Origin of the sequence: Pseudomonas sp. THAF187a (genome assembly GCF_009363395.1) — a bacterium.
Classification (GTDB): domain Bacteria; phylum Pseudomonadota; class Gammaproteobacteria; order Pseudomonadales; family Pseudomonadaceae; genus Aquipseudomonas; species Aquipseudomonas khazarica.
Map to the genome: position 1 here is coordinate 3,497,358 of NZ_CP045349.1, position 12,470 is coordinate 3,509,827.

Here is a 12,470-nt window from a genome sequence, read left to right on the forward strand (position 1 = left end):
GGGCAACTGCCCGGTTTTTTATTGCCTGGATCCGGCCCCGCCTCGCGGCGCCGTGCTCAGTCCTGGCTGACCGCACCGATCTTGTGAATCGAGAGGTCGGCACCGTTGTACTCCTCCTCCTGACTGAGACGGATACCCAGGGATGCCTTGAGCACGCCATACACCAGGAAACCGCCTGCCAGGGCCACCGCGACGCCCAGCGCAGTACCGATCACCTGGCTGGCCAGGCTCACCCCGCCCAGGCCGCCCAGGGCCTCGAGGCCGAAGATGCCGCAGGCGATGCCGCCCCACACCCCGCACAGGCCATGCAACGGCCATACGCCGAGCACGTCGTCGATCTTCCACTTCACCTGGGTCGCGGTGAATGCCCAGACGAACAGCGCGCCGGCGATGGCCCCCGTGACCAGCGCACCCACCGGATGCATCAGGTCCGAACCGGCACAGACGGCCACCAGGCCGGCCAGGGGGCCGTTGTGCAGGAAGCCCGGGTCGTTGCGCCCGACCAGCAACGCCGCGACGGTACCGCCGACCATGGCCATCAGCGAGTTGACGGCCACCAGCCCGCTGACACCCTCAAGGGTCTGCGCACTCATCACGTTGAAGCCGAACCAGCCGATGATCAGGATCCACGAGCCCAGCGCCAGGAACGGGATGTTCGACGGCGCCATGGCGACCAGCTTGCCATCGCGATAGCGGCCATTGCGGCGCCCCAGCAGCGTCACCGCGCCGAACGCCAGCCAGCCACCTACCGCGTGGACCACCACCGACCCGGCGAAGTCATGGAAGCCCGCACCGAAGCGCCCCTCCAGCCAGGCCTGCAGGCCGTAGTTGCCGTTCCAGATCATGCCCTCGAAGAAGGGGTAGACGAAGGCGACGATCAGCGCCGTGGCGCACAGCTGGGGACCGAACTTGGCCCGCTCGGCGATACCGCCGGAGATGATCGCCGGAATGGCAGCGGCGAAGGTCAGCAGGAAGAAGAACTTCACCAGCCCATAGCCGTGGTTCTCGGTCAGCACTGCGGCTGGCTCGAGGAAGGTGATGCCGTAGGCGATCCAGTAGCCGATGAAGAAATAGGCCAGGGCCGAGATGGCGAAGTCCGAGAGAATCTTGGAGAGCGCGTTGACCTGGTTCTTCTGCCGCACCGTCCCCACTTCGAGAAAGGCGAAGCCGGCATGCATGGCCAGAACCATGATCGCACCCAGCAGGATGAACAGGGTATTGGAGCCGTGGATCAGCGTGGCCACGGCACTGTTGATGTTTTCCATCGGGCGAGAAAACTCCAGAGGCAGAAGAAAAGGCACCAAACGAAGGCACGACCCCGAAATAACGCACCACAATGCAGCCAAGCGATTGTGCGCGCCCTCGAAGAGTGCTAGCAGGCGGCCCCAAAATGGCACCACCAGAAACTCGTCAAACGATGCTTAATTCTTGTTAATCAAATAGTTATGTGCGAATCCGGCCATCCTGAGCCAGGCCGAAACAGCCCCATCAGGGAGCATTCGGCCACCCTCGCGCACCGACAAGTTGCAAGCGCTATACCAAACGCCAAGCCAGTCACTTCCCGACTATCCTCTTGGAACCCTCGCGCCGCAGAACACTCGTAACCCTTACACACCCTACGCAGAGGACTGCTCTATGCCACGCAAAGCCGCTACGCCTAGCACCAAGGACGCCCTGCTGGATGAATTCCAGGCTTTGGTCAGCGACACCGAAAAGCTCCTGCAACATTCCGCCAGCCTGGCCGGCGAGCAAGCCGAGGCGCTGCGTGACGACATCCGCAGCAGCCTGGGCCGCGCCCGCGACACGCTGCACAAGGCCGAGGCCGGCGTGCGCGAGCAAGGCAAGATCGCGGTCGATGCCACCGAGGATTACGTGCACAAGCACCCGTGGCAGGCACTGGGTCTGTCGGCCGCCATCGGCCTGGTCATCGGCCTGCTGATCAGCCGCCGTTGAGCGCGCCCACGCCCACCGGGCCATCGCCACGTCGCCTCGGCGCAGCGCTGCTGGGCCTGCTGCAGGGGCACGTGGCGCTGTTCGCCCACGAACTCGAAGACCAGCGCAACCAGGCCCTGCGCTCGCTGCTCCTGGGCGGACTGTGCCTGGGCTTCGCCCTGCTGTTGCTGATCGGCCTGTCCGCACTGCTGCTGATCCTCTACTGGGACAGCCACCGTCTGGAGGTCGCCATCGGCCTGTGCCTGTTCTACGGCCTGGGCCTGCTCGGCTGCGCCGCCTGGCTGCTGCTCAGCCTGCGCAACGCCGAACCGCCCTTCAGCGCCAGCCTGGAGGAACTGCAACGAGACCGCGAGCAACTGCTGCCATGACCCTGCCTACCCTGCCCCCGGGCGCCTCGCGCCGCCAGTTGCGCAAGGCCGTGCTGCGCATGCGCCTGGAAATGCACCGCCAGGAGGTGCGCCATGAGGTGCTGCAGATCAGCGAACCGCTGCAGCAGGTACGCGAATACGGCAAACGCCTGCGCACCGGCAATGCACCATTGTTGCTCACCGGCGGCGTGCTGGCGCTGGCCGGCCTGCTGGGCGGCAAACGGGGCTGGCGTCGCTGGGTGCGCCTGGCGCTGATCGTCGCGCCACTCCTGCGGCGTCGCTGAAAGGCGGGCAAACGGCCAGCATGGCTGGTCTAGTCCTGAGCTGGCCGCGATCTTGCTTGCTCGAGTGATCCTCCACCACTCGGTGGCTCAACCGCTGACGCTAAGGACACCCAGGTGATCGACGGACTGCCTTTCGCCGTCTTCCAACCCTTCATCGACACCGCCACGGGCCGTATCGCAGGTGTCGAGGCACTGGCTCGCCTGCGTGACGCCGATGGCCGGATGCACTCGGCCGGGCCACTGTTCGCCGATCCGAAAACGCCACCGGCGGCGCTGCGCCGACTCGACCGCCAGGTTCGCGAAGATGCGTTGCGCCGCTTCCATCAGGCGCCGGCGGACTGGTTCCTCAGCCTCAACATCTCCCCTCGCTGGATCAGCCGCCTGCGCCCGGCGCAACCGCTACCGAGCCTGATCCAGCTGCAGCGCAGCGCCATCGACCCGACACGTATCGTCTTCGAGATCACCGAGCTGGGCGGCGCCAGCCAGCGCCTGCCCGACGTGGTGTCGCGCTACCGCGAGGCCGGCGCACGCATCGCCATCGACGACTTCGGTGCCGGCTACTCGCAGCTCGACCGTGTCCTGGCGCTGCAGCCGGACATTCTCAAGCTGGACATGCGCCTGTTCCAGGAGGCCGCGCGGGGCGGCCCCAGTGGCGAGGTGGTCAAGGCCCTCGCGCAGATGGCGGAGAAGACCGGCTGCTGGATCATCGCCGAGGGCGTGGAAACCGAGGCGGAACTGAACTTCGCGCTGGAGTGCGGCGCCCGCTACGTGCAGGGTTTCCTGTTCGCCAAGCCGGAAGTGGAGCTGTTCGCCAGCGACGCCTTCGTCGGCCGCTTCGCCCGTCTGCGCGACAGCTACGTGCAACAGAAACTGGCCGAGCGGGCGCGCCTGGTCAACCTGCGCCAGCAGTTGGCCGAACTGATGGGCGAGCTGAAGCTGTGGGCGGAAAGCGGCGCCCCGGCCTCCAGCCTGAAGGCCCCCGACAACTACCCGTGGCTGCTGCGCATCTACCAGTGCGACCGTCACGGCACCCAGCTCACGCCGAACCTGGAGTGGCGCCAGCAGTCCTGGCACGCCGACGACCGCTACCTGGGCCACAACTGGTCGTGGCGCCCGTACTTCTACCAGCTTCTCGCCGAAGGCTGGGAGGAGCGCCGCCTGACGCTTTCCACCACCTACCGCGACGCCACCAGCAACCAGTACTGCCTGACGGCCGGCCAGTTCATCGACAACGGCCGGCGCCTGCTGCTGGTGGACATCGACGCCGCCGGGCTCTGAGCGGCCCGTCCCTGTCTCTGCATGGCCGATCGCTCGGGCCCGCACGGGGCGACGAGCCCTGCAGTCAGCGCTGCGAGGAGATATTGCCACCGTCGACCACCAGCTCGGCGCCGGTGATGTAACTGGCCTCGGACGACAGCAGAAAGCGCACGGCAGTCGCCACTTCACGGGGCTGACCGAGGCGCCCCAGGAGAATGCGGCTCTCGAAACGCTCCTTGAGCCCCGTCGGCGCTGCCGCGATGGCATCGGCGATCATCTGGGTCATGATCTGGCCTGGCGAGACGGCGTTGATGCGAATGCCAAAGCGCGCCAGCTCATCGGCCAGGGCGCGGTTCAGGCCGAGCATGCCGGCCTTGGAGGCACTGTAGGTGGGGTTGAAGGCATTGCCGAGGGTGGCGTTGATCGAGGCGATCCCCACGCAGGCGGCCCCCTTGCTGACCTTGAAGTCCTCCAGCAAGGCCTGAATCATGAACGGCCAGCAACGCAGGTTGATATCCATCACCTGCGCCCAGGCAGCCGGGCTCAGCTGTTCCAGCGGGCAGGTACCGGGAACGCCGGCAGCGTGCACCAGGCCGCCAATGGTGCCCAGCGCTGCGCGGCTCTGGTTGATCGCCCGACTCACCTGGCCGAGGTCCGCCACATCGACGCCCAGACTGGTCGTCGCCACTCCGGTGGCCTCGCTGATGCGCACCGCTTCAACGATCGCCTTGTCGACCTGCAGGTCCCACAGCGCCACGGGCCGGCCGGCCTCAGCCAGCAACTCGGCGCACGCCAGGCCAATGCCCGAGGCAGCCCCCGTCACGATGACCGGGCTGGTGAGTGCGGCAGGTGCGTGAGTCGATGACATCGAGGAACTCCTGTTGGCGGTGCACTGCACGATGAGCCCCGGCCGTGCCAAGGCGATTGGCAGCAGGCGCCTGACGAATATCGGGCCGGCAATGCGCAGTCAGCATACGCAGAGCGTCCTGCCGTGCATCGTCGATATGGACTAGAGGCAGCGACTCAGCGGCACGTGACGCTGAGCGGAAACCTCGCCCCCATCGGCACCCTGCACTTGCAGGCGCCCGCTCGAACACCCAAGCTAGGAGCCCGGATCAACTGGCGAGGATCGGCCTTGGATTGGCATACCCTGCTCACCCGCGAACGTCTCGGCAAACCCGCCCCCAGCTCTGACGAGCTCGGGCGCAGCCCCTTCCACAAAGACCACGACCGCATCATCTTCTCCGGTGCCTTTCGCCGCCTGGGGCGCAAGACGCAGGTGCACCCGGTCTCGAGCAACGACCATATCCATACCCGCCTGACCCACTCGCTGGAGGTCAGTTGCGTCGGGCGGTCGCTGGCCATGCGCGTGGGCGAGATGCTGCGCGAGACGCTGCCCAGCTGGTGCACGCCAAGCGATCTGGGCATGGTCGTGCAGTCGGCCTGCCTGGCCCATGACATCGGCAACCCGCCATTCGGCCATTCCGGAGAGGATGCCATCCGCCACTGGTTCCAGCAGGCGGCGGCACGCGGCTGGCTGGACGCGATGAGCGACGCCGAGCGCGGCGACTTCCTCAATTTCGAAGGCAATGCCCAGGGGTTCCGCGTCCTCACCCAGCTGGAGTACCACCAGTTCGACGGCGGCACGCGCCTGACCTACGCCACCCTGGGCAGCTACCTCAAATACCCCTGGACGGCCCGCCACGCTGAAGCGCTGGGCTACAAGAAGCACAAGTTCGGCTGCTACCAGAGCGAGCTGCCGCTGCTCGAACAGATCGCCGCCAAGCTGGAGCTGCCCCAGTTGGAGGCGCAGCGCTGGGCGCGCCACCCGCTGGTGTACCTGATGGAGGCGGCGGATGACATCTGCTACGGCCTGATCGACCTGGAAGATGGCGTGGAGATGGAGCTGCTCGACTATGCCGAAGTCGAGGCGCTGCTGCTCGCCCTGGTGGGCGATGACCTGCCGGAAACCTATCGCCAGCTCGGCCCACGGGACTCGCGGCGACGCAAACTGGCGATCCTGCGCGGCAAGGCCATCGAGCACCTGACCAATGCCGCCGCCAACGCCTTCGTCGAACAGCAGCACGACCTGCTTGCCGGGCGCCTGCAGGGCGATCTGGTCGAGCACATGCACGGCGCGGCCAAGCACTGCGTGCAGAGCGCCAAGTCACTGGCCCGGGAGAAGATCTTCCACGACAAGCGCAAGACCCTGCACGAGATCGGCGCGTACACCACCCTGGAAATTCTCCTCAACGCGTTCTGCGGCGCGGCGCTGGAGCAGCACAGCGGCCGCCCGCTGTCGTTCAAGCACCGGCGCATCCTCGATCTGCTCAGCTACTACGCCCCGGAACCCGGCTGGCCGCTGTACCGCTCGTTCATGCGGGTCATCGATTTCATCGCCGGCATGACCGACAGCTACGCTACGGAAATGGCGAGAGAAATGACCGGGCGTTCCGCGACCTCATGAAGAACCTGATCCGCAGCAGCTTCACCTGGCATGCCGGCCCGCCGGCATGGGGCCCGGCCGTCGTCGCCGGGCTGGGCTGCGCACTGCCCCTGCTGCTGGGTCTGTTCACCGCCCATACCGGCTTCCTGTGGGCCTCTGCGGGCGCCTTCCAGGCAGCACAGGCCAACCCCCTGCATCGCTTCGGCATGCTGCGCATGCTGCTGCTCACCCTGCTGGGTGCCTGCAGTGCCGGGCTGGGCTTCTGGGCAGCCACGCATCCGTTGATCAGCCTGGGCATCTTCGCCGCCTTCGGCCTGCTGCTGGCCTGGCTGCAACGCTTCGGCAGCGAAGCCGGCAAGCTGGGCATCGGCCTGTGCATCTGCCTGTGCCTGGGCCAGGGGCAGTTCGGCACCGGCCATCTGCACAACCCTTACGCAGTGGCCATGCTGTTCATCCTCGGCGGGCTCTGGGTCATGCTGCTGGCCTTCGGCTTGCGCGGCGTACACGGCCTGCGCATGTGGCCCTACATGCCGCGTTTCATCAGCGTTCTCAAGGTACTCAAGCGCCATGCCCTGCGCTTGCCGCGCCAGCAATGGCGGCTGCACGCACTGGCCTGCGTGCTCGCCTTCTCGGCCTCGGGTCTGCTGGTCAACCTGGCCGGACTGTCACGCGGTTACTGGCTGACCCTGACCGTCATCACCACCCTGCAACTGGAATTCCAGGGCAGCCTGGTGCGCGCCCTGCAGGCCAGCCTCGCCAGCCTGGCCGCAGCAGGCCTGCTGATCGCCTTCGGGCACAGCCTGCAGAGCCCGCCGGTGATGGTCGGCACGCTCCTGCTGCTGGTCTTCCTCAGCCGCGCCCTGCAGGCCAACCACTATGGCCTGTTCGTGCTGCAGACCAGCCTGTGCTTCGTGCTGCTGACCGAAAGCCTGGCCAAGGACTGGCACCTGGCGGAAGTGCGCCTGCTCAATGCGCTGATCGGCGTTGCCCTGGCCCTGACCGTCGCCCTGCTGGTGCATGGCTTGCGCGTGCACCTGAGCAAAACCGTGACGACGACGGCAACGCCGGAAAAACCGTCCTAGAGCGTTCGGCAGAATCGCCAAGCCTTCACTATGCTGAGTGAGCCTGCAGCGCCCGCAAGGAGTGAAGTGCGATGCTCAATACCGCCGTTCCCCGCGAACGCCGTTTTCCCCTGCACGTCCATATCAGCGTTCTGTTCACCCTCCTGCTCCTGTTCACCGGCGTCGTGCTGGGTCTGTTCAACTACCGACAGACCAGTCAGCTGATCTTTTCCAGCAGTGCGACCCTGTTCGAACGCATCCAGCAGGACGTCGAGCGGGACCTGGACAGCACCTACCGCCCCATACGCCACGTGCTCAGCCTGATCGCCCTGCATCCCGCCACCCAGGCCAGGGAGCTCGACGAACGCCTGAAACTGCTGCCCCTGTTCGCCCAGGCCCTGCGCGACAACCCCAAGCTCGCCTCGCTCTACCTGGGTTACGAGGACGGTGACTTCTTCATGGTCCGCCCGCTGCGTAGCGACGCGCTCAAACAGCGCTTCGACGCACCGGACAAGGCCGCCTACCAGGTCTGGAGCATCGACCGCAGCGCCACCGGAACGGCCAGCGACTACCTGTTCTACGACGGCTCGCTCAACCCCTTGAGCCGCCGCCAGAACCTCAAGGAGTCATACGATCCACGCAAGCGCGAGTGGTTCATCCGCGCACGGGGCGATGGCGGGCAGATCACCACCGCGCCCTACCTGTTCTTCTCCACCCAGGAGATCGGTACCACGCTGGCCAGGCGCACCGGCCTGACTACGGTTCTCGGCGCCGACCTGACCCTGGACGACCTCTCCGCCACCCTGGCCAAGCACCGCGTCACCCCCAACAGCGAAGTGGTGCTGGCCGATGCCAATGGCGATGCCGTCGCCTACCCCGACAGCAGCCGCCTGTTGCGCGAGGTGGATGGCAAGACCGAGCGGGTCAAGGTCAGGGATCTCAACCCGGCCCTTGGCGAGCTGTTGTCCGGCAAGCTCTCGGAGCAGGAAGACGGCATCGTCGAGCTGGCCAAGCAGCGCTGGGTCATGTCCCAGCGGCACCTGCGCGAAGGTGGCCCCCAGGGCCTGCACCTGGCGCTGCTGGTACCCGAGCACGAACTGCTGGCGGACGCCTATCGCATCCGCTGGCAGGGTGCGCTGATCACCCTGACCACCCTGCTGCTCTGCCTGCCGCTGGGCTGGCTGACCTCGCGCCTGGTGGTCAAACCCCTGCGCAGCCTGGTGCTGGAAGCGCAGGCGATTCACCGCTTCGATTTCGCCTTTCCGGCCAGCGGCCGCTCGCCCATCCTGGAGGTCGACCAACTGGCGGTCTCGATGAGCAGCATGAAGGATCGCCTGTCGAGATTTCTCGACATCGCCGCCAGCCTCTCCGCCGAGACCCATTTCGAAGCGTTGCTCAAGCGCGTACTGGACGCCACCGTATCCATCAGCGATGCCCAGGGTGGCCTGCTCTATCTGCTCGACAACGACACTGGCCGCCTGGAACCGCAGGGCCTGGTCATCGACGGCCAGAGCCGCAGCCTGAGCGAGCTGGGCATCGCCGGCGTGGCCCATGACGACCCCGCCCTGCCCGGCTGGCTGCAGCGGCCCGCCACAGGCGGCGACAGCATCGCCACCTCCATCGGCTTCGATCAGGCCGGCAGCTTCCAGGGGCTGCTGTCGGCGATGGACAGCCCCCGCCTGCACCTGATCTCGGCCGGCCTGCACAACCGCCAGGGCGACACAGTCGGCGTGCTGGTGCTGCTGCAGCGCGACAGCGGCGAAAACAGCGAGAGCATGCTCAGCCCGGACCGCGTCGCCTTCGTCGATGCTGTCTCCGGCAGCGCCGCCCTATGCATCGAGAGCCAGCGCCTGCTGGCCAGGCAGAAGCAGCTGCTGGACGCCTTCATCCAGCTGATCGCCGGTGCCATCGATGCCAAGAGCCCCTATACCGGCGGGCATTGCCAGCGCGTACCGGAGATCACCCTGATGCTCGCCCGTGCGGCAGCCGACAGCGAGCGGCCCGAGTTTCGCGACTACAACCCCAGCGACGAGGACTGGGAAGCGTTGCATATCGCCGCCTGGCTGCACGACTGCGGCAAGGTCACCACGCCCGAGTACGTGGTCGACAAGGCGACCAAGCTGGAGACCCTGTACGACCGCATCCATGAGGTGCGCATGCGTTTCGAAGTGCTCAAGCGCGATGCCTGGATCAACTATTGGCGCGCCCTCAGCGAAGGCGGCGAAGAGACCGCACTGGCGGCGCTGCGCGACCACCTGCTGGCGGAGCTGGACGACGAATTCGCCTTCATCGCACGCATCAACCTGGGCGGCGAAAGCATGGCCGATGCGGACCAGGCACGCCTGCGGCAGATCGCCGAACGGCGCTGGTCGCGCACCCTCGACAAGCGCCTGGGCGTGTCCTGGGAAGAGGCCAAGCGCCTGCAGCGTTCGACGCCGGACAGCCTGCCGGTCGACGAACCCTTGCTGGCCGACTACCCCGAGCACCTGATCGAACGTGACGAGCAGGACGCGATCGGCCCCGACAACCCCTGGGGTTTCCGCCTGGAGGTGCCGCCGTACAAGTTCAACCGTGGCGAGCTGCACAACCTGAGCATCGCCCGCGGCACGCTGACGGCCGAGGAGCGCTACATCATCAATCACCACATCGTGCAGACCATCCTGATGCTCGACCGCCTGCCCTTCCCCAAGCACCTGCAGAACGTCAGCGAGATCGCCGGGGGACACCACGAGAAGATGGATGGCAGCGGCTACCCGAAACGCCTGACACGCGAGCAGATGAGCCTGTCGGCACGGATGATGGCGATTGCCGACATCTTCGAGGCGCTGACGGCCGCCGACCGTCCCTACAAGAAGGGCAAGTCGCTTTCGGAAGCGCTGGATATCATGGCGGGCATGTGCCGGGGCGCACATGTCGACCCGCAGCTGTTCGCCCTGTTCGTGCGCCAGAAGATCTACCGGCGCTATGCCGAGCGTTTCATGCAGGCGGAACAGATCGACGCGGTGGACGAGCAGGCGTTACTGGATAAGGCGGGGCTTGCCTGACCAGGCCTCGGAACGAAGCCTGGTCGGCCGGGAGGGCGCTGGAGAGACCAGCGCCGCCTGTCGATCAGGCCTGGTTGATCGGCTTTTCCGGGTACCAGACGTCCAGCAGCGGACTGATCTCGAAACCCTGCAGCTCGTCACGCCCTTTCAGCCAGGCTTCGACGGCAGTGCGCTGCTCTTCGGCCACCGAGCCACGCTTGGCCAGGCACACGAGGCCGTAGTCTTCCCCGCCCACGTAGTCCAGGCCATTGCCGGCGATCGCGTGGTCGAGGAACTGATCGACGAAATCGTCGATGGTCTGGTCGTTCAGGTCGGCCTTGAAGTTCAGGGTCAGCTCGAAGCCCAGCTCCTGAAATTCATCGACACAGAGCTTCTTGCGCAGACGGCGGGAACGGTTGGTCGCCATGAAACAATCCTCAAAGGTGATAACGCGCGGCACTCTAGCAGATCGGCGGAGTTACCGCTCGCAGCACAGCGCCCTTGCTGCATAATGAAAGGCAACTTTTTCCTGCGCCAGACAGTCCCTAATGCGGTTCGTGCTGTCTGCCCCAGACCTCGTTGCAAGCGCCCGGAGGCGCAAGGTTCTCCACTATGATCCAGCGGTTTCGTCAATTGGCGCTGAGCGCCGTGCTACTTCCCCTCGCCCTCGCCTGCCAGGCGGCCAACGGCACCCTGCCTGACAACGTCGAGAAGGCCCTCAAGGCCAACAAGATTCCCGATGGCTCGCTGTCGGTCATGACCGTGCCACTGGGCGGACAGACCGGCGGCCTGCAGTTCAACGCCGACGTCTCGGTCAACCCGGCCTCCACCATGAAGCTGGTGACCACCTTCGCCGCGCTGGAGCTGCTCGGCCCCAACCATCAGTGGCAAACCGAGTTCTACGGCGACGGCCCGCTGAAGGACGGCGTGCTGCACGGCAATCTCTACCTCAAGGGCGGTGGCGATCCGAAACTGAACATGGAGAAACTCTGGCTGCTGCTGCGCGACCTGCGCATCAACGGCGTGCGTCAGGTCCAGGGTGACCTGGTGCTGGACCGCAGCTTCTTCGTCGCGCCCCAGTTGCCTGCCTTCAACGATGATGGCGGCGACAGCAACAAGCCCTTCCTGGTCGCCCCCGACTCGCTGCTGGTCAACCTCAAGGCGCAACGCTTCATCACCCGCGCCGAAGACGGCAAGGTGCAGATCGCCATGGATCCGCCCATCGCCAGCGTGCGCATCGACAACCAGGTGCGCCTGCTCAAGGCGTCCACCTGCCCGTCCTGGCCGGACATCCGCTACAACGCGGTGCAGCAGTACGACGGCACCACGCTGATCGTCAGCGGCCAGCTGGCCGAAGGCTGCAGCGCACAGACCTACCTGTCGCTGCTCGACCACCCCAGCTACACCGCTGGCGCGGTGCGCAGCATCTGGAAGGAACTGGGCGGCAAGATCCTCGGCAAGGACCGCCTCGCTCCGCTGCCGGAAGACGCGCGCCTGCTGGCCCGCGCCTTGTCACCGGACGTGGTGGAAATCGTCCGCGACATCAACAAGTACAGCAACAACACCATGGCCCGGCAGCTGTTCCTCAGCATCGGCGCGCAGTTCCGCACCGACGCGGACAAGGACGACGCCATGGCCGCGCAACGGGTGATCCGTGACTGGCTGGCGCGCAAGGGCATCACCGCGCCGCATCTGGTGCTGGAGAACGGCTCCGGGCTGTCGCGCGCGGAACGCATCAGCGCCAGGGAAATGGCCCTGATCCTCCAGGCGGCCTGGCGCAGCCCGTATTCCGCCGAGTTCCGCAGCTCCATGCCGCTGGTAGCCATGGACGGCACCATGCGCAGGCGCCTGCAACGCACCCCGCTGGTGGGCGAGGCGCACATCAAGACCGGCACGCTGAACAACGTGCGCGCCATCGCCGGCTACAGCCGCGACAGCAACGGCCAGGACTGGGCGGTAGTGGCCATCCTCAACGACCCGAAGCCCTGGGGCGCGACCTCGATTCTCGACCAGGTGCTGCTCGACACCTACACGCAACCGAAGCGCTGACGATGCCGTGGCCGGTGCAGTCCGGGGGC

The 12,470-nt window shown here is 66.3% G+C and carries 11 protein-coding genes; 8 read left to right on the plus strand and 3 right to left on the minus strand.

The window, feature by feature from the left end:
- Positions 1-56 precede the first annotated feature (56 nt).
- Positions 57-1,265 carry an ammonium transporter gene (locus FIV02_RS16210; protein WP_037053212.1) on the minus strand — a complete coding sequence of 403 codons (1,209 nt, stop codon included), beginning with the start codon at positions 1,263-1,265 and terminating at the stop codon, positions 57-59.
- Positions 1,266-1,635: 370 nt separating this feature from the next.
- Here FIV02_RS16210 and FIV02_RS16215 point away from each other — a divergent pair, with 370 nt between their 5' ends.
- From FIV02_RS16215 to FIV02_RS16230, 4 genes are all read left to right on the plus strand, one after another.
- Positions 1,636-1,953 carry a YqjD family protein gene (locus FIV02_RS16215; protein WP_037053213.1) on the plus strand — a complete coding sequence of 106 codons (318 nt, stop codon included), beginning with the start codon at positions 1,636-1,638 and terminating at the stop codon, positions 1,951-1,953.
- The gene (locus FIV02_RS16220) at positions 1,950-2,321 is read left to right on the plus strand and encodes a phage holin family protein (protein WP_152489193.1); all 372 of its coding nucleotides are present in this window, start codon (positions 1,950-1,952) and stop codon (positions 2,319-2,321) included. The genes FIV02_RS16215 and FIV02_RS16220 overlap by 4 nt, the downstream gene beginning before the upstream one ends.
- Positions 2,318-2,605, plus strand: a complete 288-nt coding sequence (locus tag FIV02_RS16225; RefSeq protein ID WP_152489194.1) for a hypothetical protein — start codon at positions 2,318-2,320, stop codon at positions 2,603-2,605. The genes FIV02_RS16220 and FIV02_RS16225 overlap by 4 nt, the downstream gene beginning before the upstream one ends.
- A gap of 114 nt (positions 2,606-2,719) precedes the next feature.
- Positions 2,720-3,883, plus strand: coding sequence for an EAL domain-containing protein (locus FIV02_RS16230; protein WP_047586710.1), 1,164 nt, complete (start codon positions 2,720-2,722; stop codon positions 3,881-3,883).
- Between the two features lie 64 nt (positions 3,884-3,947).
- Here the strand turns inward: FIV02_RS16230 and FIV02_RS16235 are convergent, their stop codons facing one another.
- A complete protein-coding gene (locus FIV02_RS16235; protein WP_152489195.1) occupies positions 3,948-4,730 on the minus strand; it encodes an SDR family NAD(P)-dependent oxidoreductase in 783 nt (260 codons plus the stop codon).
- Between the two features lie 267 nt (positions 4,731-4,997).
- Between FIV02_RS16235 and FIV02_RS16240 the strand changes: the two genes are divergently transcribed.
- The 3 genes from FIV02_RS16240 (at position 4,998) to FIV02_RS16250 (ending at position 10,413) form a co-directional block, all read left to right on the plus strand.
- Positions 4,998-6,329 (plus strand): deoxyguanosinetriphosphate triphosphohydrolase, encoded by a 1,332-nt coding sequence (locus FIV02_RS16240; RefSeq protein ID WP_037053222.1) that lies wholly within the window; start codon positions 4,998-5,000, stop codon positions 6,327-6,329.
- Positions 6,326-7,390 carry an FUSC family protein gene (locus tag FIV02_RS16245; protein ID WP_152489196.1) on the plus strand — a complete coding sequence of 355 codons (1,065 nt, stop codon included), beginning with the start codon at positions 6,326-6,328 and terminating at the stop codon, positions 7,388-7,390. The genes FIV02_RS16240 and FIV02_RS16245 overlap by 4 nt, the downstream gene beginning before the upstream one ends.
- A 71-nt stretch (positions 7,391-7,461) precedes the next feature.
- The gene (locus FIV02_RS16250) at positions 7,462-10,413 is read left to right on the plus strand and encodes an HD domain-containing phosphohydrolase (RefSeq protein WP_152489197.1); all 2,952 of its coding nucleotides are present in this window, start codon (positions 7,462-7,464) and stop codon (positions 10,411-10,413) included.
- 64 nt (positions 10,414-10,477) lie between these two features.
- Here FIV02_RS16250 and FIV02_RS16255 read toward each other — a convergent pair whose 3' ends face one another.
- Positions 10,478-10,819 carry a YggL family protein gene (locus FIV02_RS16255; RefSeq protein WP_037053228.1) on the minus strand — a complete coding sequence of 114 codons (342 nt, stop codon included), beginning with the start codon at positions 10,817-10,819 and terminating at the stop codon, positions 10,478-10,480.
- Positions 10,820-11,004: 185 nt separating this feature from the next.
- Here FIV02_RS16255 and dacB point away from each other — a divergent pair, with 185 nt between their 5' ends.
- On the plus strand, positions 11,005-12,441 hold the full coding sequence (gene dacB / locus FIV02_RS16260; RefSeq protein ID WP_037053231.1) for a D-alanyl-D-alanine carboxypeptidase/D-alanyl-D-alanine-endopeptidase: 1,437 nt from the start codon (positions 11,005-11,007) through the stop codon (positions 12,439-12,441).
- Positions 12,442-12,470: the final 29 nt, after the last annotated feature.